This window comes from Pseudomonas sp. MH9.3 (genome assembly GCF_034354675.1).
Classification (GTDB): Bacteria; Pseudomonadota; Gammaproteobacteria; order Pseudomonadales; family Pseudomonadaceae; genus Aquipseudomonas.
In genome coordinates this window covers 4685285-4704423 of sequence record NZ_CP133785.1, presented here as the reverse complement: position 1 = coordinate 4704423, position 19139 = coordinate 4685285, and the positions used below count along the sequence as shown (strand labels likewise).

General features: G+C 62.0%; 16 protein-coding genes. 4 read left to right on the top strand and 12 right to left on the bottom strand.

Annotation, left to right across the window (positions count from 1 at the left end; all coding sequences use genetic code 11):
- From RHM60_RS20845 to pmbA, 4 genes are all read right to left on the bottom strand, one after another.
- Positions 1–429 carry a hypothetical protein gene (locus RHM60_RS20845; RefSeq protein ID WP_322212659.1) on the bottom strand — a complete coding sequence of 143 codons (429 nt, stop codon included), beginning with the start codon at positions 427–429 and terminating at the stop codon, positions 1–3.
- 26 nt (positions 430–455) lie between these two features.
- Complete coding sequence (locus RHM60_RS20840; RefSeq protein ID WP_209988642.1) at positions 456–1832, bottom strand: class II fumarate hydratase; 1377 nt, start codon at positions 1830–1832, stop codon at positions 456–458.
- Positions 1825–2220, bottom strand: a complete 396-nt coding sequence (locus RHM60_RS20835; RefSeq protein WP_209988639.1) for a FagA protein — start codon at positions 2218–2220, stop codon at positions 1825–1827. The genes RHM60_RS20840 and RHM60_RS20835 overlap by 8 nt, the downstream gene beginning before the upstream one ends.
- 150 nt (positions 2221–2370) lie before the next feature.
- A complete protein-coding gene (pmbA, locus tag RHM60_RS20830; protein WP_231422527.1) occupies positions 2371–3717 on the bottom strand; it encodes a metalloprotease PmbA in 1347 nt (448 codons plus the stop codon).
- A gap of 108 nt (positions 3718–3825) precedes the next feature.
- Between pmbA and yjgA the strand changes: the two genes are divergently transcribed.
- Positions 3826–4347: a ribosome biogenesis factor YjgA gene (gene yjgA / locus RHM60_RS20825; RefSeq protein WP_004372117.1), complete on the top strand. Its 522-nt coding sequence runs from the start codon at positions 3826–3828 to the stop codon at positions 4345–4347.
- A 45-nt stretch (positions 4348–4392) separates the two neighbouring features.
- Here yjgA and tldD read toward each other — a convergent pair whose 3' ends face one another.
- The 8 genes from tldD to mreB all read right to left on the bottom strand — a co-directional run bounded on the left by tldD (position 4393) and on the right by mreB (position 15571).
- Positions 4393–5835, bottom strand: a complete 1443-nt coding sequence (gene tldD / locus RHM60_RS20820; protein WP_322212658.1) for a metalloprotease TldD — start codon at positions 5833–5835, stop codon at positions 4393–4395.
- 16 nt (positions 5836–5851) lie between these two features.
- Complete coding sequence (locus tag RHM60_RS20815) at positions 5852–6700, bottom strand: carbon-nitrogen hydrolase family protein (protein ID WP_322212657.1); 849 nt, start codon at positions 6698–6700, stop codon at positions 5852–5854.
- A 46-nt stretch (positions 6701–6746) separates the two neighbouring features.
- Positions 6747–10562 (bottom strand): YhdP family protein, encoded by a 3816-nt coding sequence (locus tag RHM60_RS20810; protein WP_322212656.1) that lies wholly within the window; start codon positions 10560–10562, stop codon positions 6747–6749.
- A gap of 76 nt (positions 10563–10638) precedes the next feature.
- Complete coding sequence (rng, locus tag RHM60_RS20805) at positions 10639–12096, bottom strand: ribonuclease G (RefSeq protein ID WP_209988625.1); 1458 nt, start codon at positions 12094–12096, stop codon at positions 10639–10641.
- A 70-nt stretch (positions 12097–12166) separates the two neighbouring features.
- A complete protein-coding gene (locus RHM60_RS20800) occupies positions 12167–12763 on the bottom strand; it encodes a Maf family protein (RefSeq protein WP_231422524.1) in 597 nt (198 codons plus the stop codon).
- 51 nt (positions 12764–12814) lie between these two features.
- Complete coding sequence (mreD, locus tag RHM60_RS20795) at positions 12815–13303, bottom strand: rod shape-determining protein MreD (RefSeq protein ID WP_209988618.1); 489 nt, start codon at positions 13301–13303, stop codon at positions 12815–12817.
- Positions 13303–14394 carry a rod shape-determining protein MreC gene (gene mreC, locus RHM60_RS20790; RefSeq protein WP_209990667.1) on the bottom strand — a complete coding sequence of 364 codons (1092 nt, stop codon included), beginning with the start codon at positions 14392–14394 and terminating at the stop codon, positions 13303–13305. The genes mreD and mreC overlap by 1 nt, the downstream gene beginning before the upstream one ends.
- A 139-nt stretch (positions 14395–14533) precedes the next feature.
- The gene (gene mreB / locus RHM60_RS20785; protein ID WP_002555108.1) at positions 14534–15571 is read right to left on the bottom strand and encodes a rod shape-determining protein MreB; all 1038 of its coding nucleotides are present in this window, start codon (positions 15569–15571) and stop codon (positions 14534–14536) included.
- 210 nt (positions 15572–15781) lie between these two features.
- Here mreB and gatC point away from each other — a divergent pair, with 210 nt between their 5' ends.
- The 3 genes from gatC to gatB are packed head-to-tail and all read left to right on the top strand — an operon-like array spanning position 15782 to position 18993.
- Positions 15782–16069 (top strand): Asp-tRNA(Asn)/Glu-tRNA(Gln) amidotransferase subunit GatC, encoded by a 288-nt coding sequence (gene gatC / locus RHM60_RS20780; protein WP_057006884.1) that lies wholly within the window; start codon positions 15782–15784, stop codon positions 16067–16069.
- A 16-nt stretch (positions 16070–16085) separates the two neighbouring features.
- Positions 16086–17537, top strand: a complete 1452-nt coding sequence (gene gatA, locus RHM60_RS20775; protein WP_209988615.1) for an Asp-tRNA(Asn)/Glu-tRNA(Gln) amidotransferase subunit GatA — start codon at positions 16086–16088, stop codon at positions 17535–17537.
- A 10-nt stretch (positions 17538–17547) separates the two neighbouring features.
- A complete protein-coding gene (gatB, locus tag RHM60_RS20770) occupies positions 17548–18993 on the top strand; it encodes an Asp-tRNA(Asn)/Glu-tRNA(Gln) amidotransferase subunit GatB (protein WP_322212655.1) in 1446 nt (481 codons plus the stop codon).
- Positions 18994–19139 lie beyond the last annotated feature (146 nt).

Genomic DNA, 19139 nt, shown 5'->3' with positions numbered 1-19139 from the left:
TCAATGTGCTCCGTATTGAGACGGGGTCGGTTGCACCGCGGCACCGCCCAGCAGGCGATGAGTGCGTGGGTATTCACCGTGATCGCTGATGAAATTCAGCAGTTCGACGTAGGTTTTGCTGCTTTGGCGCAATGCCGCCTCACGCAGTTGCGGCGGCAGACGCGGGTCCTGCATGGTCTGCAACAGGCGCTGATGGACCGCGCAGAGGTATTCGGCGCTTTCCTCAGGCTGGTTCAGGCGCAGGTGCAGGTCCGCCAGGTTGTGATGGGAAATGACGCAGGCCGCCACCGCTTCGTCGGCATCCGCCCAGCGTTCGAACAACACTTGCGCCAGGGCCAGGGCTTGCAGGTAGGCCTCGCGAGCTTCAACCAGTTCACCGGCCATAAAACAGCGATTGGCCCGTTCGATCGTGCGTTTCCAGTGCTCCATGGTGAGCCTCCAAAGCAGGTCGGTGATTACACGCCGCCGGCCGTGAGCTTTTCCGGGTCCAGCAGGACCTCCAGTTGGCTACGCGGCAAGTCAGTGTGTTCAAGGGCGACATCGATCACCGGGCGACCCTGCTGATAGGCCTTTTTGGCGATTTCAGCCGCCTTCTGGTAACCAATGATCGGGTTGAGTGCCGTCACCAGGATCGGGTTGCGCGACAACGCTTCCTTGAGCCGGGCTTCGTTGACCTTGAAGCCGGCAATCGCCTTGTCCGCCAGCAGACGGCTGGAATTGCCCAGCAGTTCGAGGCTGCTGAGCAGGTTCTGGGCGATGATCGGCAGCATCACGTTGAGTTCGAAGTTGCCCGACTGGCCGGCGATGGTGATCACCGTGTCATTGCCGATCACCTGCGCGGCGACCATGGCGGTCGCCTCGGGGATTACCGGGTTGACCTTGCCGGGCATGATCGACGAACCCGGCTGCAAAGCCTGCAGTTCGATTTCGCCCAGGCCGGCCAATGGGCCCGAGTTCATCCAGCGCAGGTCATTGGCGATTTTCATCAGCGACACGGCGGTCGCCTTCAGTTGGCCCGACACCGCAACGGCGGTGTCCTGGGAGCCGATCAGCGCGAACAGGTTCTTGCCCGGGGTGAATTTCACGCCGGTCAGGCTGCTCAGTTGCTGACTGAAGCGCGCGGCGAATTCGGGATGTGCGTTGATGCCCGTGCCCACGGCGGTGCCGCCCTGGGCCAGGGCCTGCAGACTGGGCAGCAGGTCCTGCAGATGCCCGATGTTGGCCTTGAGCTGCTGCGCCCAGCCGTTGAGCACCTGACTCATGCGTACCGGCATGGCGTCCATCAGATGGGTGCGGCCGGTCTTGATGAACGGATGCACCTGCTCGGCTTTCTGCTCGATAACCTGCACCAGATGCAGCAGCGCCGGTAACGTTTGCTCATGCAAAACCATTGCTGCGCTGACGTGAATGGTGGTGGGGATGATGTCGTTGCTGCTTTGCCCGCAGTTGACGTGATCGTTGGGGTTGACCCCCTCGCCCAGCAGGCGGCTGGCGAGGGTGGCGATCACTTCGTTGGCGTTCATGTTGGAGCTGGTGCCGGAACCGGTCTGGAAGATATCCACCGGGAAGTGGCGCATGAAGTCGCCTTCGAGCAAACCCTGGGCGGCGTCGACGATGGCCTTGCCCTGCCCTTCGCTGATCTGTTTGAGCTCGACATTGGCCTTGGCGGCGGCGGCCTTGGCCAGGATCAGCGCGCGAATGAAGGGCGCCGGCATGCGCTGATGGCTGATCGGGAAGTTGTCCACGGCGCGCTGGGTCTGGGCGCCGTACAGAGCCTCGGCCGGTACGTGCAGTTCGCCCATGCTGTCGCGTTCGATACGGGTGTTACTCATCGGAGGATCCTTGCACCAGGTCAGAAACAGAAAGGGAGGGCTGCAATTGGCACGTCGCCAATTGCCAGGCAAACGCCTGCCAGCGCTTGAGGCGACAGGCACAGCTGGAAAGTTTTTCCAGGTCGCGCAGCGGGCGCCAGGCCTGATCCAGGCACAGCGATCGCCAGTGCCACGGCAGGGCAATATCGCTGGCGGTGTCGATCAGCAAGCGGAATGAGGTTTCAGCAATTGTCCACGGGTGAGTCGCCGTACAGCACGCGAGGTAACGACCCTCGTTGAGGTAATGCTCGATCAGGCGCGGCTCGTTGGGATCGAGGCCGCAGCGAATCTGACGGCTCATCCAGCGCCAGCTTTCGAGGTAGGGATCTTCATGCAGGACGCGACTCATAACCCACTCTCATTCGGTAATGATATTTATTATTAAATGATAATCAGAATCAACGCAATGGCGGCAGCGTGGTCCGTCGACAATCCAGGCATAAAAAAAACGCGCTATCCGTGTGGAATAGCGCGCTTTTTATTTGAGACGAAGGGTGGGTCAGCTGCCCGCTACTGTCATCCGCTCGATCAGTACCGAACCTGTGCGAATGTTGCTGCGCAGTTCCAGATCATTCCCGACCGCTACGATCTGCTTGAACATATCGCGCATGTTGCCAGCGATAGTGACTTCCTGGACCGCGAACTGAATCTCGCCGTTCTCCACCCAGAAACCCGCGGCGCCGCGCGAGTAATCCCCGGTGACCATGTTCAGGCCGTGCCCCATCAGTTCGGTTACCAGCAGGCCACGTCCCATACGACGCAACAGCGCGGCCTGGTCTTCATCGCCATGGCTCACGAACAGGTTATGCACGCCGCCAGCGTTGGCGGTGCTGGGCAGGCCGAGCTTGCGACCGGCGTAGGTACCCAGCACATAGGACACCAACTCACCCTGCTCGACGAACGGCTTGGCATAGGTGGCCAGGCCATCACCGTCGAACGATGAACTGCCCATCGCGCGCATCAGGTGCGGACGCTCATCGATGGTCATCCACTCCGGAAACAGCGTCTGACCGATAGCCCCCTCAAGGAAAGAGGATTTGCGGTACAGGTTGCCACCGGAAATCGCCCCCAGGAAACTGCCGAACAAGCCCCCGGCCAGCTCTGCGGAAAACAGCACCGGCACTTCACAGGTTGGCACCGGGCGCGCACCGAGGCGGCTCGCGGCGCGCTGTGCTGCGCGCTGGCCGATGCTGACCGGGTCGGCCAGCAACTCGCCCTGGCGATTTACGTCGTACCAGTAGTCACGCTGCATCTGGCCATTGGCTTCGGCAATCATGACGCAGCTCAAACTGTGACGAGTCGACGCATAACCACCGATAAACCCATGGCTGTTGCCATACACACGGCAACCCTGGTGAGTGCTCAACGTGGTGCCATCGGCGTTCTTGATGCGGGCATCTGCGTCGAACGCCGCGGCCTCACACGTCAGCGCCTGTTCGATCGCCTGCTCAGGCGTGATGTCCCAGGCGTGGAACAGATCGAAGTCCTGCACGTCCCTGGCCATCAGCGCCTTGTCGGCCAGGCCCGAGCTTTCGTCCTCGGAAGTGTGCCTGGCAATCGCCAGGGCGGCGGCGACGGTTTCGCGTATCGCGTCCGGGCCGCTGGCCGAGGTGCTCGCCGAGCCTTTGCGCTGACCGACGTACAGGGTGATGCCAAACCCCTGGTCACGGTTGAACTCGACAGTTTCCACTTCCCGCTGACGCACCGAAGTCGACAGCCCCTGCTCCAGCGACACCGCCACTTCACAGGCAGCGGCCCCCTGGCGCTTGGCCTCGGCAAGGATCTGCTCGACTTGTTCCTGCAGTGCCGGTAACGCTTGCGGACCGACGCTTTGGGCTGCACTCATGGTTTTCTCCACTCAAAATCTGCTTTCGGTTAAGGCCATCGAGCGACCGGGCCGGACAAGCGGCCCCCGACTGGTTATCATGGCGGCGTTTCTTTGCGGACTGCCACCATGGTTGATTCTTACGACGACTCCCTCGATGGGGAGAAAAGCAAAACCCAGGTCAAACGCGAGCTGCATGCGCTGGTTGACCTCGGCGAGCGCCTTACAACGCTCAAGAAAGATTTGATTGCCAAACTGCCACTGACCGACGAAATGCGCCGGGCGCTGGCCGATGCGCCCAAGCACAGCGCGAATATCGCGCGTAAACGGCACATCATGTTTATCGGCAAATTGATGCGCGATCAGGACATTGACGCCATCCTGGCCCTGCTTGATCAAACCGATGCCTCCACTCGCCAGTACAACGAACGCTTCCACAACCTGGAACGTTGGCGTGACCGCCTGATTGCGGGCGATGACGCCGTGCTGGAGAAATTCGTGCTGGACTACCCGGACGCGGACCGCCAGCAACTGCGCTCCCTGATCCGTCAGGCCCAGCACGAGCAGGCGCATAACAAGGCGCCAGCCACCAGCCGTAAAATCTTCAAGTACATCCGTGAGCTGGACGAGACTCAACGCGGCCTGCGCTGATCCTCTTCCCCGGGTGGCGGTCTGCGCCACCCGAAGCTCCATCTCTTACGACCCCGTGCCACCCACGGTGATCGCATCAATCTTCAGCGTTGGCTGGCCGACACCCACCGGCACCGACTGCCCATCCTTGCCGCATGTGCCCACGCCGCTGTCCAGCGACAGGTCATTACCGACCATCGACACCTTGCTCATCGCTTCCGGACCGTTGCCAATCAAGGTCGCCCCTTTGACCGGCGCAGTAATCCTGCCGTCTTCGATCAGGTACGCCTCGCTGGTGGAAAACACGAACTTGCCGCTGGTGATATCAACCTGGCCGCCGCCGAGGTTGGCGCAATAGATCCCGCGCTTGACCGACGCAATGATTTCCGCCGGGTCGCTTTCGCCGCCGAGCATGTAGGTGTTGGTCATGCGCGGCATCGGCAGGTGAGCGTAGGACTCGCGACGACCGTTACCGGTACGCGCCACGCCCATCAGGCGGGCATTGAGCTTGTCCTGCATGTAGCCCTTGAGCACGCCGTTCTCGATCAGGGTGGTGCACTCGGTCGGCGTGCCTTCATCGTCCACCGTCAACGAGCCACGACGGCCGGCCAGCGTGCCGTCATCAACAATCGTGCACAGTTTGGACGCAACCATTTCGCCCATGCGCCCGCTATAGGCCGAACTGCCCTTGCGGTTGAAGTCACCTTCCAGGCCATGGCCCACCGCTTCGTGAAGCAGCACGCCGGACCAACCGGACCCCAGCACCACCGGCAACGTGCCCGCAGGCGCCGGAATGGCTTCCAGATTGACCAGCGCTTGGCGCAGCGCTTCGCGGGCGTACCCCATGGCGCGGTCGTCAGCGAGGAAATACCGGTAGTCGGTGCGCCCGCCGCCGCCATGCCCTCCGCGTTCGCGGCGGCCGTTCTGTTCGACGATCACGCTGACATTGAAACGCACCAGTGGGCGCACATCCGCTGCCAGGCTGCCGTCAGTGGACGCCACCAGGATGCGCTCCCACACCCCGGCCATGCTTACGGTGACTCGCTGGATTCGCGGGTCCAGCGCACGGGTGGCGGCGTCGATGCGCTTGAGCAGCTCGACCTTTTCCGCACGGCTGATCACTTCGAGCGGGTTATCCGGGCCGTACAACTGGGCGACATCCCGGGTGCTGAACGCCTGCACTGTGCCATTCTGGCCGGCGCGGGAGATCGAACGCGCGGCACGCGCAGCCTGGCCCAGCGCTTCGAGGGTGATCGCGTTGCTGTAGGCAAACCCGGTCTTTTCGCCCGATTGCGCACGCACGCCCACGCCCTGGTCGAGGTTGAAACTGCCTTCCTTGACGATGCCGTCTTCCAGCGACCAGGACTCGGAAATCTGCCCCTGAAAATACAGGTCGGCCGCATCGATACCTGGCCCGGCCAGGTCACCGAGCACGGTTTGCAAGCTTTCGATGGTCACGCCACCGGGTGCCAGGAGGTGTTCACTGACTGAGGACAACAACTCGCTCATAGGTTTGGCCTTAAATTCATCGTTCTGAAGCAGGTCGCTGCGCGCCCTGCGAGAAAAAGCGCCGGTGATTCACCACCGGCATGCGCGCCCGTATCGACGCCTGTTCCGTGCTGTCGCGTGCGGCCAGCAACACCGCTTCGCCTTGGTCCTGTTGCGCCAGCACGCGACCCCAAGGGTCAACGATGGCGGCATGTCCGTGAGTGTCCCTTGGGCCCGGGTGCACGCCGCCCTGAGCCGCCGCCAGCACATAGCACTGGGTTTCGATGGCCCGCGCGCGGATCAGCACGTCCCAATGCGCAGCGCCGGTGACCGCCGTAAAGGCCGAGGGCGCGCTGATCAGCTCAGCGCCCGCCGCACGCAACTCGCTGTACAACTCCGGGAAGCGCAGGTCGTAACACACCGTCAGGCCCAGTCGCCCGACGGGGGTGTCCGCCACTATTACAGTGCTGCCAAAAGCATAGTCGTCGGATTCACGATAGCGACCCCGGGCATCCGCCACGTCGACGTCGAACAGGTGCAGTTTGTCGTAACGGGCAACCACCTCACCGCGATCATCGATCAGCAGCGAGCAGGCAGTGGACTTGGCATTCGGCTGATCCCTGGGCGGCAACGGCAATGTGCCGGCCACTATCCATAAGGTGAGGTCGCGGGCGGCCTGTTTCAACCATGGCAGGATCGGGCCTTCGCCCAAGGCTTCGGCTCGGCCGATATCGGCCACGTCGCGGCGGCCCATGGCGGCGAAGTTTTCCGGCAGCACCGCCAGCCGGGCACCGCTCTGGGCGGCCTGCTCCAGCAGGCGCCGGGCCTCGGCCAGGTTGGCCAGCACGTCGCTCTGGCTGACCATCTGAATTACCGCAAACGTCATGGCCGATACTCCATAAAAGAATAGCCACAGGCTACTCCATCAAGTCTCACTTGGCCTTTTCGAAAGGCTTGTCGAAGGTAATCTTCGGATCCTTCCACGGCCCTTGCACGGTGTATTGCACGCTGGCGAAGCGCGAAACGCGGTCACCGATCAGCTTGTCGATCAGAAACAGCGCACCACCGATGGCTGGCGCGCCGACAATCAGTGCCGCAATCGGCAGGTTGTTGGTCACCGGCAGGGTCACCAGCAGCTTGGCATCCACGCGGTCGGCCACCAGGTCCAGGGTGCCATTGAGTTCAAGGTTGGTCGAAGGCCCGGTCATGGTGATCGGCTCTCGCGTTACAAACACGCCATCACTGGCCGCCAGCAGGCCTTTGACCCGGTCATAGCTCAAGCCCTTGCCGAGCAGGTCGGAGAAGTCCAGCCGCAGGCGACGACCGATGGAGTTGAAGTTGAGCAGGCCAAACACGCGCAACGCCTGGGCGCCGCCCTCGACTTCGACAAATTGCCCCTGGCGGAAATCGGCATCGAGCATGCCGGAGAAGCGCTTTGGCCCGACCCACGCCGGCGAACCCGGCCAGCGGCCGTCCACATCGAGGTGAAACTCCTGACTGGTCACGGTAGGCGCAAAGCCCCAGCCCTTGAGCACATCGGCAATATTCTTGCCGTCCAGGCGCCCTTTGTACCAACTGCTGCTGTCGCCGGCCGTGCCTTCCCAACCGCCCGCGCCCTTGAGCTGCAAGCCCTTGAGGCCCAGGTCCAGGTTGTTGAAGGCCAGGCCCTTGGCCGTCGGCCGAATTTTCAGCGACCACGCACCGATCAGGTCCGGGCCCTGGAACAACTGCTCGATGTTGATATCCAGCGCGGGAATGTCCTTGGGGTCGATGTCGGCCAGCGGGTCCGGCGCGTTTTCATCCGCCTGCACGGTCGGGTCAACCGCAGGCAGTTTTACGTACTGCAGGTTGATCGCGATGGGCGCGCCCTTCGCATCCGGCAGGTTCACCGAGCCTTTGGCCTGCTGGCTGTCGAGTTGCAGGCCCCAGGCCGCCGGTTTGCGGTCCAGCAGCAGGCTGACCTGATCGAACTGCTTGCCAAAGCCTGTCAGCTTGCCGACCTTGAAATCCGCGCCACTGAGCAGTTGCTTGGCGCTGCCACCCGGGTCATTACCGGCGTAACGGCCAACCAGTTTCTTCCACGGATCGATATCCAGCTCCGACAGCACGCCGCGAATGCGCAGGCCTTTCGCACCCGGCAGCACTGCATCGCCATCACCGAGGAACAACTCGCCGCGCCCCTCATTGAAGTTGTCCGGTGGTGCGGCAAAGGTGAAGTTCGCCAGCTCCCCGTAATCAAACCAGTAACGCCGTTCGGCGCCCTGCAGGGTCATGCGGAACGTGCTGTCTCGGCCCTGGCTCGCTGGCATGCCAAACGGCGCCGGCAGATCCACCGCCACACCCTTGAGGTCGGAATTGACCATCAACTGACTGTCTGCGCCATTAAGGATGACTTGTAACTGGTAGGGGATATCGCCGGATACGGGCAGCGGCTGGGTAACGTTCAGCCAGTCAGTCAGCCGCTTGACCGTGACCTGACCCTTGGCGACCACGCGGGTGCTGATAGCACCCGGCCTGCCTTCGGCGAAGATCTGCGCGCTGATGGGCCGATCGAACGCCTGGGCGCTGATTTGATCGCCGCTCAAGCCCTTGGCACTGTCGAAACGGAAATTCCCCGTCAGTTGGTTGAGGTCCAGGGTCGGATCGGCCAACTGCAGGCGGGCCTTGTCGGTCTGGAAGTCCACCACGATCTTCGGCTCGGTGCCTTTGGCCAGCGGCACATCCAGGTCCAGCTTGCCTTGCAGATCGCCCTCGCCTTTCCATCCGGCAAAGGTCGACGCCGTACCAATCGGCGCTTCCTGCAAAATTTTCAGGCCATCGCCCAGGCCGCCGGAAAAACCACCGGTCAACAGCAGGTGGCTGTCCTTGCCCGCAGGGGCATGGGGAATATTGACGTAGACGTCCTTGACCTTTGTGTCGAGCAACTGGCCCTTGCTGGCCAGAATGCGCACGCCGCTTTCCTCGACGAACACTTCGCCGTTGACCTTGCTCACATGAGGCCAGCCCGGCTGGAACGCCAGCTCGGCGTCATGCACCTTGAAGAACAGACTGATGTTGCGCGAAGCCGGCAACGCGTTATGGTTCAACGACCCCTGATACTGGAAGAAACCCTGGTCGACCGCGCCTTTGAGAATCGCAGTGCGCAGCCACTCATCCAGAGCCGGGCTCAGCACCGCCGGCAAGTACTTGGGCGTAAAGCGCCCATCGCCATCGACCATGCCCACCCGCAGGTCCATGTAGTCTTCCTGGCTATGATCGAAATGCAGGCGAATCAGGAAGTCGGCGGCCACCTTGCCCTCTTCGCCCAGCACCTTGATATACGGGGCGATCAGGGTGAAGCCTTGTTTATCCAGCTTCCAGGTCAGCCGCGCATTGGCCTGGATGTATTGCCAGGGCTTGGCGAAGATCGGGTCCAGGTGCAGGGAAAAATCCTTGCTGTCCATGCGCAACTCGCCCTGGCCCAGGTCGCCGCTGATGCTGCCGGACACGTTGCGCGCCGCCGGCGCGCCGGAATAGGCATCGAAACCCACGCGCTCAAGATTGGCGGCGAAGCTGAGTTTTTGGTCGGTGCTGTCCTCCGGGCGGAAATCCACCAGCACATTGCGCAGCAGGCCGGTGGCCTTGAGGTGTGCGATGGTTTTGGCGAAGCCTTCAGGCAGCGGCGCCAGGGCATTCAACAGGGGAGTAATCGGGGTCAGGTCCACGCGATCGGCCTGCAACTTCCAGGTTTCCGGAGCCTTGTCGGTCGCCAGCGCCTGCTGCAATTGCAGGCGCGATTCCCAGCGGTTGTCGCCGAGGTTCATCGCCAGCGAATCAAACAGCACCTTAAGGCCTGTGTCACTGCGCTGCAGGTACGCCGTCAGGGCAAAATTCTCGATATGCACCGGCTTGCGCCCGGCATAACTGCCTTTTATCTCGGGAGCGTTGAGACGCGCCGCAGCGCTTTGCACGGTGCCCTTGGCCCAGGTCAGCCAAAATTCTCCGCCGGACTTGAACTCGCTGAGTGTCCATTGCTGAGTGAGGCGGGCGGGAATCCACTTGGCCCAATCGCTCTGGGGCAGGCTCAGGTAAGCCTGGACTTCGCCGTCCTGCCATTGGCTGGCACGGATGCGCGTGCGCAGGTTGAGGGCCAGCGGCTGGCCATCGGGAAGGGTCAGGCGCGCATCCAGGCGTTGGCGATCGGTGCCGGTGTGCAGGCTCAGGCCAACGTAGGTGAGGGTCGCCGGCGCCTGATCGAAGGGTTGCAGGGTGACCTGGCTGTCGAGCACCGACACCCGCTTGACCCGCTGCATGCGCTCGAGCAACTGCTGCGGGTCCAGCGGCTGGTCATCCGGCAGCGGCAAGCCCTGCAGGGCCCAGTGGCCATCCTTGTCTTCCTTGACGCTCAATTGCAGGCCGCTGACTTGCAGGTGGGCAAGGCGCACTTCACGGGCAATCAGGCTGGCCCAGATATCCGGCACCACTTCGACCTGGTCCAGGCGCAAGGCGCTGTTGCCCTCGCCGACCATCACATCGTGAGCCAGCAACACGGGAGCAAAGCCGCTCCAGCGCCCTTCCAGGCTGCCGATACGCAGGGGCATGCCCACCGCCGACTGGGCCTTGGCCTCGATCTCGGCACGGTATTCAGCCACCAACGGGGTCAATTCACGCCCCAGGCTCACGTACACCGCCGCCAAGACCAGCAGCAGCGCGCACAGGCCCAGGCCCCAGCGGGTCAAAGCGGCAAAAAAGCGTATCAGACGCTCCATGTCAGGCGACCCTCAACTCGGTGGGCGGACGGCAGATCAAGGTCTGCCGGGCTCGAAGAAAACAAGCGATTGGGGATCAGAGCAGCACCACGTCGTATTGTTCCTGGGAATACATGGTTTCGACCTGGAAGCGAATCGTGCGCCCGATAAACACCTCCAGCTCAGCGACGTTGCCGGACTCTTCGTCCAGCAGCCGATCGACCACTTTCTGGTTAGCCAGCACTCTATAACCTTCAGCCTGGTAGGCCCGTGCCTCGCGCAGGATTTCCCGGAAAATCTCGTAGCAAACCGTTTCCGGGGTTTTCAATTTTCCGCGCCCCTGGCAACTGCTGCAGGGTTCGCACAACACCTGTTCGAGACTTTCGCGGGTGCGTTTGCGGGTCATCTGCACCAGGCCCAGCACGGTGATGCCGATGATATTGGTCTTGGCGTGATCACGCTCCAATTGCTTCTCAAGGGTGCGCAACACCTGGCGTTGGTGCTCTTCATCTTCCATGTCGATGAAGTCGATGATGATGATCCCGCCCAGGTTGCGCAGGCGCAGTTGGCGGGCAATCGCGGTGGCCGCTTCAAGGTTGGTCTTGAAGATGGTCTCTTCCAGGTTGCGATGGCCGACAAATGCCCCCGTGTTGACGTCGATGGTGGTCATGGCTTCCGCCGGGTCCACCACCAGATAGCCGCCGGACTTGAGCGGCACCTTGCGCTCAAGGGCTTTCTGGATCTCGTCTTCGACGCCATACAGGTCGAAGATTGGCCGCTCGCCAGGGTAATGCTCCAGGCGGTCGGCAATTTCCGGCATCAGTTCGGCGACAAATTGGGTGGTGCGCTGGAAGGTTTCGCGCGAGTCGATGCGAATTTTTTCGATTTTCGGGCTGACCAGGTCGCGCAGGGTACGCAGCGCCAGGCCGAGATCTTCATAGATGACGCTGGGCGCGCCAATGGTCTTGATCTGCTCGCCGATCTGGTCCCACAGACGCCGCAGGTAGCGGATGTCCATGAGGATTTCATCGGCACCGGCGCCCTCGGCGGCGGTGCGCAGGATGAAGCCGCCGGCTTCCTTGATGCCTTCGGCCGCCACGCAGTCGCTGACCACTTTTTTCAGGCGTTCGCGCTCGCCTTCGTCTTCGATCTTCAAGGAAATGCCGACATGGGCGGTACGCGGCATGTACACCAGATAACGCGAAGGAATCGACAGCTGTGTCGTCAGCCGCGCGCCTTTGGAGCCGATGGGGTCCTTGGTGACTTGCACCACCAGGCTCTGCCCTTCATGCACCAGGGCACTGATGCTCTCCACCGCGGGCCCTTCGCGCAGAGAGATCTCCGACGCGTGAATAAATGCCGCACGGTCCAGGCCGATGTCGATAAACGCCGCCTGCATCCCCGGCAGCACGCGCACCACCTTGCCTTTATAGATGTTGCCGACGATCCCGCGCTTCTGGGTGCGCTCGACATGCACTTCTTGCAGAACACCGTTCTCTACCACTGCCACGCGCGATTCCATCGGCGTGATATTGATCAGAATCTCTTCACTCATGGCTGGGTCTCGTTCTGGCGTTTTCACAATAGTGACCGATCGCTCAAGGCTTGGCGCTGTAATACGGCGTTCAGCGCACGGTAAGGTTTTGCCAACAGGGTATGCCGAATCGGCTAAGCAGTTGCGCGGTTTCGCACACCGGCAGCCCGACCACGGCGGAATAGCTGCCATTGAGCCCGGCAACAAACACCGACCCCAGCCCCTGGATAGCATAGCCACCCGCCTTGTCCCGGGGTTCGCCACTGTGCCAGTAGGCGGTCGCCTCTTCGACGCCAATCTCGCGAAAACGTACACGGCTGCTGACGCATAGGGTTTCGCAGCGCTGACCCTCCGTCAGGGCAACGGCGGTCAGCACCTCGTGTTCATTTCCCGCGAGGGCCATCAACATCGCCAGGGCATCGGCCTGGTCCACGGGTTTGCCGAGAATCCGGCCATCGACAATCACCGCCGTGTCAGCCCCCAGCACACAGGCATTGAAGGGTGTTTCAAGCACGGCGAAACCCGCCGTTGCCTTGCCGCGCGCAAGACGCTCGACGTAGGAAACGGGTGATTCATTGGTAAGAGGTGTTTCGTCAATGGCGGCGCTGACCACAGTGAAGGGCACACCGATCTGGGTCAGCAGTTCACGCCGCCGGGGAGAACCCGAGGCCAGATAAAGCGAATTCATTGCAGACTCTCCCTGTGGGGTTCGATAACCAGGCAGAGCCTCGCAATCCATTCAATTGATTTTGTAGCGGCGACGCAGACCACGCAGGCCAAAACTGACCCAGGGCCACAACAGCGCACTGACCAGGGCCGGCAATACCAGCGCCAGCGTTGGCTGGCGGTTGCCGGTCAAGGCGCTGAGCCAGAGTTGCACCAACTGCGCCAGGCCGAAGATCACCAGGATCACCAGGCACTGCTGCCACATCGGGAACATGCGCAAACGCTGCTGCAACGACAGCACCAGAAAAGTAATCAGGGTCAGGATCAGCGCGTTCTGGCCAAGCAAGGTGCCATAGAGCACATCTTCCGCCAAGCCCAGGAACATCGCAGTGACCATGCCCACCCTGTGCGGCAGGTGCAACGCCCAGAACGCCATCAGCAAGGCCAGCCACAACGGGCGCAGGATCTCCATGAACTGCGGCAGCGGCGATACGCTGAGCAGCAAGCCGACGGCGAACGTCAGCCACACCACCCAACCATTGCGCGAATGAGTACTGGCCATTATTCCTCCCTCTGTCGCGTAGTGGTCGCAGCGCCGGCAGGCGGCTTCGCGGCAGGCGTGGTGCTGGCTGCCGGTTTGGCCGGACGAGTGCTGTGCGTGGCGGGCTTGGCGGGTGTCGCCACAGGCGCCGCTGCAGGAAGATTTGCCGGCGCCGGTGGCCCTACAAAGGCCGGTTTGGGCACGATGGCGGGCGTGACCGGCAGGGTGCCGTTGCGCTTGTCTTCCGCTTCCTGGGCCTGCGCGGCATCGTTGGCGCGCTCTTCCGGGGTGCGGTTATCGCTGAACACCAGCAGCAGGTAACGGCTGCGGTTCAGGGCGGCAGTCGGCACGGCACGCACAATGGCGAACGGCTGACCGGAATCGTGGATCACTTCCTTGACCGTCGCCACCGGGTAACCCGCCGGGAACCGCTGGCCAAGACCGGAGCTGACCAGCAGGTCGCCCTCCTTGATATCGGCGGTGTCAGCCACGTGACGCAACTCCAGGCGCTCGGGATTGCCGGTGCCGCTGGCAATCGCACGCAGGCCGTTGCGGTTGACCTGCACCGGAATACTGTGGGTGGTGTCGGTGAGCAACAGGACGCGGGAGGTGTAGGGCATCAACTCGACCACCTGCCCCATCAGGCCACGGGCATCGAGCACCGGCTGGCCGAGCACCACACCGTCGCGCTCACCCTTGTTGATGATGATGCGATGGGTGAAGGGGTTGGGGTCCATGCCGATCAGCTCGGCCACTTCGACCTTCTCGTTGACCAACGCGGAAGAATTGAGCAACTCGCGCAGCCGAACGTTCTGCTCGGTGAGGGCCGCCAGCTTTTGCATGCGTCCCTGCAGCAGCAGGTTTTCAGTCTTGAGTTTTTCGTTTTCGGCGACAAGCTCGGTGCGGCTGCCGAACTGGCTTGCCACACCCTGATAAAGCCGTTGCGGCAGGTCGGTGATCCAGTAGGTCTGCATCAACACCAGCGACATTTGACTGCGCACGGGCTTGAGCAGCGCAAAGCGGGCGTCGACCACCATCAGCGCGACCGAAAGCACGACCAGCACCAGCAAGCGCACGCCCAATGAGGGGCCTTTGGCGAAAAGCGGTTTAATAGGCCGCTCCTCCCGGGCAAATGTTCTCTTTATTCATACGGCATCAAACCGGCCTGGATGCAGATTGAAGAAGATAAACGCCGACAGGCAGCACTGCAAAGTGCTGCCTGCGGGCGAAGCATGGCGCAACCAGCCGATCTTATTCGCTGGAGAGCAGGTCCATGGTGTGTTTATCCATCATTTCCAGTGCACGACCACCGCCACGGGCAACGCAGGTCAGCGGGTCTTCGGCGACGATCACCGGCAGGCCGGTTTCCTGGGCCAGCAGCTTGTCGAGGTCACGCAGCAAGGCGCCACCACCGGTCAGTACCAGGCCGCGCTCGGCGATATCGGAAGCCAGCTCCGGTGGCGATTGCTCCAGCGCACTTTTCACTGCCTGAACGATGGTGGCCAGGGACTCTTGCAGAGCTTCCAGCACTTCATTGGAGTTCAGGGTGAAGGCACGTGGCACGCCTTCGGCCAGGTTGCGACCGCGAACATCGACTTCGCGCACTTCGCCGCCTGGGTAGGCCGTACCGATTTCCTGCTTGATACGCTCGGCGGTGGATTCGCCGATCAGGCTGCCGTAGTTACGACGCACATAAGTGATGATCGCTTCGTCGAAGCGGTCGCCGCCCACGCGCACGGATTCGGCATATACCACACCGTTCAGGGAGATGAGGGCGATTTCGGTGGTACCGCCACCGATATCCACCACCATCGAACCGCGCGCTTCCTCCACCGGCAGGCCGGCACCGATTGCAGCGGCCATCGGCTCTTCGATCAGGAACACTTCGCGGGCGCCGGCACCCAGGGCCGATTCACGGATGGCACGACGCTCCACCTGCGTGGATTTGCACGGAACGCAGATCAGCACACGAGGGCTGGGCTGCAGGAAACTGTTTTCGTGAACCTTGTTGATGAAGTACTGCAGCATCTTCTCGCAGACGCTGAAGTCGGCAATCACGCCGTCCTTCATCGGACGAATGGCAGCAATATTGCCAGGTGTTCGGCCGAGCATGCGCTTGGCCTCGGTGCCGACGGCAACGACACTTTTCTGATTACCATGGGTCCGAATGGCCACAACTGATGGCTCATTCAGAACGATACCGCGCTCGCGCACGTAAATAAGGGTGTTGGCAGTGCCCAGGTCAATGGAAAGATCGCTGGAAAACATGCCACGCAGTTTCTTGAACATGGGGAAAGGACCCTAGGCAACGCGTGGGTAAAAAAGTGCGGCAAACTCTAACAACGACAGGGATTTTGGGCAAGGCGCCAATGTGCTAAATTGGCCGACTTTCTGTGCACCAACCCCCACAATCGCGGCCTTATGACCGTAGAAATGCGGTAGTGTTCCGACAATCTAACACACGGATGCCCTCCGTTCTGTTTTCCACTGGAGAAACCCATGGCGCTTGAACGCTCCGACGTGGAAAAAATCGCGCATCTGGCCTCGCTTGGCCTGAATGACGCCGATCTTCCACAGACCACCGCAGCCCTGAACAGCATTCTCGGGCTGGTCGACCAGATGCAGGCCGTCAATACCGACGGCATCGAGCCCCTGGCTCACCCGCTGGAAGCCAGCCAGCGCCTGCGCGCAGACGTCGTGACCGAACGCGATAATCGCGAGGCCTACCAGTCCATCGCGCCAGCGGTCGAAAACGGCCTGTATCTGGTTCCGAAAGTCATCGACTAAAGGGAAAGAGCCTTTCATGCATCACATGACTCTGGCCGAGATCGCCCGCGGTCTCGCCGAAAAAAAGTTTTCTTCTGAAGAATTGACCAAAACCCTGCTGGCGCGCATCGCCGAGCTCGACCCCAAGGTCAACAGCTTCATCAGCCTCACCGAGGAACTGGCCCTGAGCCAGGCCAAGGCTGCCGACGTGCGTCGCGCCAACGGTGAAAACGGCGCACTGCTGGGCGCTCCAATCGCCCACAAAGACCTGTTCTGCACCCAGGGCATACGCACCAGTTGCGGCTCGAAGATGCTCGACAACTTTAAAGCCCCCTACGACGCCACTGTGGTGTCCAAACTCGCCGCCGCCGGGGCCGTGACCCTGGGCAAGACCAACATGGACGAATTCGCCATGGGTTCGGCCAACGAGTCGAGCTACTACGGGGCAGTGAAAAACCCGTGGAACCTGGAACACGTGCCCGGCGGCTCGTCCGGTGGTTCGGCCGCTGCCGTTGCCGCGCGCCTGCTGCCGGCCGCCACGGCCACCGACACCGGCGGTTCGATCCGCCAGCCCGCCGCCTTCACCAACCTTACCGGCCTGAAGCCGACCTACGGTCGCGTGTCGCGCTGGGGCATGATCGCCTACGCGTCGAGTCTCGATCAGGGCGGCCCGTTGGCCCGCACTGCAGAAGACTGCGCAATATTGTTGCAAGGTATGGCCGGCTTCGATGCACAAGACTCCACCAGCATCGATGAACCGGTGCCGGACTACAGCGCCAGCCTCAACACCTCGCTCAAGGGCCTGCGCATCGGCGTGCCGAAGGAATACTTCAGCGCCGGCCTCGACCCGCGTATCGCCGATCTTGTGCACAACAGCGTCAAGACGCTGGAAGGCCTCGGTGCCGTGATCAAGGAAATCAGCCTGCCGAACAACCAGCATGCGATTCCCGCCTACTACGTGATCGCGCCGGCCGAAGCGTCCTCCAACCTGTCGCGCTTCGACGGCGTGCGCTTCGGCTACCGCTGCGAAAACCCCAAAGATCTTTCCGATTTGTACAAACGTTCCCGTGGCGAAGGCTTCGGCGCCGAAGTACAGCGGCGCATCATGGTCGGCGCCTACGCGCTGTCGGCCGGCTACTACGACGCGTACTACCTCAAGGCGCAAAAAATCCGTCGCCTGATCAAGAACGACTTCATGGCGGCCTTTGAAGAAGTCGACGTGATCCTCGGCCCAACCACGCCGAACCCGGCGTGGAAGATCGGTGCCAAGACCGGCGATCCGATTGCCGAGTACCTCGAAGACCTCTACACCATCACCGCCAACCTCGCAGGCCTGCCGGGCTTGTCCATGCCGGCCGGTTTCGTTGACGGTCTGCCGGTGGGCGTGCAATTGCTCGCGCCGTATTTCCAGGAAGGCCGCCTGCTCAATGTGGCGCACCAGTACCAGTTGAACACTGACTGGCACACTCGCACCCCAACCGGCTTCTGAGGAGAACACTATGCAATGGGAAGTCGTGATCGGGCTGGAGATTCATACCCAGCTCGCCACCCAATCGAAGATTTTCTCCGGCAGCGCCACCACGTTCGGCGCAGGGCCCAACACCCAGGCCAGCCTCGTCGACCTGGGCATGCCCGGCGTGCTGCCAGTGCTGAACCAGGAAGCGGTGCGCATGGCGGTAATGTTCGGCCTGGCGATTGACGCCGAAATCGGCCAGCACAACGTGTTCGCGCGCAAGAACTACTTCTACCCGGACCTGCCCAAGGGCTATCAGATCAGCCAGATGGAATTGCCGATCGTCGGCAAGGGCTACCTGGACATCCCGCTGGAAGACGGCACCATCAAGCGCGTCGGCGTGACCCGTGCGCACCTGGAAGAAGATGCCGGCAAGAGCCTGCATGAAGAATTCAACGGCGCCACCGGCATCGACCTGAACCGCGCTGGCACGCCGCTGCTGGAAATCGTCTCCGAGCCGGACATGCGCAGCGCCAAGGAAGCCGTGGCCTACGTCAAGACGATCCACGCGCTGGTGCGTTACCTCGGCATCTGCGACGGCAACATGGCCGAAGGCTCCCTGCGTTGCGACTGCAACGTGTCGGTGCGGCCAAAAGGCCAGACCGAGTACGGCACACGCTGCGAGATCAAGAACGTCAACTCGTTCCGCTTCATCGAAAAGGCGATCAACACCGAAGTGCGTCGCCAGATCGAACTGATCGAGGACGGCGGCAAGGTCATCCAGCAGACCCGCCTGTACGACCCGAACAAAGACGAGACCCGCGCCATGCGCAGCAAGGAGGAAGCCAACGACTACCGTTACTTCCCCGACCCGGACCTGTTGCCGGTAGTGCTTGAGGATTCGTTCCTCAACGACATCCGCGCCACCCTGCCGGAATTGCCACCGCAAAAACGCGAGCGCTTCCAGGCGCAGTTCGGCCTGTCGGTCTACGATGCCAGCGTGCTGGCGTCGAGCCGCGAGCAGGCCGACTACTTTGAAAAGGTCGTGAGCATTGCCGGTGACGCCAAGCTTGCGGCCAACTGGGTCATGGTCGAGCTGGGCAGCCTGCTGAACAAACAAGGCCTGGAAATCGACGAAGCGCCGGTCTCGGCCGCGCAACTGGGCGGCATGCTGCTGCGCATCAAGGACAACACCATCTCCGGCAAGATTGCCAAGACGGTGTTCGAAGCGATGGCGGCAGGCGAAGGCAACGCTGACGAGATCATCGAGAAGCGCGGCCTCAAGCAAGTCACCGACAGCGGCGCCATCTCCGCCGTGCTCGATGAAATGCTCGCGGCCAATGCCGAACAGGTCGAACAATACCGCGCGGCCGATGAAGCCAAGCGCGGCAAGATGTTCGGCTTCTTTGTCGGCCAGGCGATGAAAGCGTCAAAAGGCAAGGCCAACCCGCAACAGGTGAACGAGCTGCTCAAAAGCAAGCTCGAAGGCTGATAGCGGTGACGGGGCCGGGCGGGATTTCACACCCCACCCGGACCCTTTGTGGAATCGGCCCCATGTGGGAGGGGGCTTGCTCCCGATAGCGGTGTATCAGCTTGCACACCTGTGTCTGACACACCGCTATCGGGAGCAAGCCCCTC

Excerpts from the sequence above, each read along its gene's own strand:
- gatC (WP_057006884.1), top strand. The coding sequence starts at position 15,782 with ATGGCGCTTGAACGCTCCGACGTGGAAAAAATCGCGCATCTGGCCTCG.
- RHM60_RS20835 (WP_209988639.1), bottom strand. The coding sequence starts at position 2,220 with ATGAGTCGCGTCCTGCATGAAGATCCCTACCTCGAAAGCTGGCGCTGG.
- yjgA (WP_004372117.1), top strand. The coding sequence starts at position 3,826 with ATGGTTGATTCTTACGACGACTCCCTCGATGGGGAGAAAAGCAAAACC.
- gatA (WP_209988615.1), top strand. The coding sequence starts at position 16,086 with ATGCATCACATGACTCTGGCCGAGATCGCCCGCGGTCTCGCCGAAAAA.
- RHM60_RS20815 (WP_322212657.1), bottom strand. The coding sequence starts at position 6,700 with ATGACGTTTGCGGTAATTCAGATGGTCAGCCAGAGCGACGTGCTGGCC.
- pmbA (WP_231422527.1), bottom strand. The coding sequence starts at position 3,717 with ATGAGTGCAGCCCAAAGCGTCGGTCCGCAAGCGTTACCGGCACTGCAG.
- mreD (WP_209988618.1), bottom strand. The coding sequence starts at position 13,303 with ATGGCCAGTACTCATTCGCGCAATGGTTGGGTGGTGTGGCTGACGTTC.
- RHM60_RS20810 (WP_322212656.1), bottom strand. The coding sequence starts at position 10,562 with ATGGAGCGTCTGATACGCTTTTTTGCCGCTTTGACCCGCTGGGGCCTG.
- mreB (WP_002555108.1), bottom strand. The coding sequence starts at position 15,571 with ATGTTCAAGAAACTGCGTGGCATGTTTTCCAGCGATCTTTCCATTGAC.
- rng (WP_209988625.1), bottom strand. The coding sequence starts at position 12,096 with ATGAGTGAAGAGATTCTGATCAATATCACGCCGATGGAATCGCGCGTG.
- RHM60_RS20800 (WP_231422524.1), bottom strand. The coding sequence starts at position 12,763 with ATGAATTCGCTTTATCTGGCCTCGGGTTCTCCCCGGCGGCGTGAACTG.
- RHM60_RS20840 (WP_209988642.1), bottom strand. The coding sequence starts at position 1,832 with ATGAGTAACACCCGTATCGAACGCGACAGCATGGGCGAACTGCACGTA.
- gatB (WP_322212655.1), top strand. The coding sequence starts at position 17,548 with ATGCAATGGGAAGTCGTGATCGGGCTGGAGATTCATACCCAGCTCGCC.
- RHM60_RS20845 (WP_322212659.1), bottom strand. The coding sequence starts at position 429 with ATGGAGCACTGGAAACGCACGATCGAACGGGCCAATCGCTGTTTTATG.
- tldD (WP_322212658.1), bottom strand. The coding sequence starts at position 5,835 with ATGAGCGAGTTGTTGTCCTCAGTCAGTGAACACCTCCTGGCACCCGGT.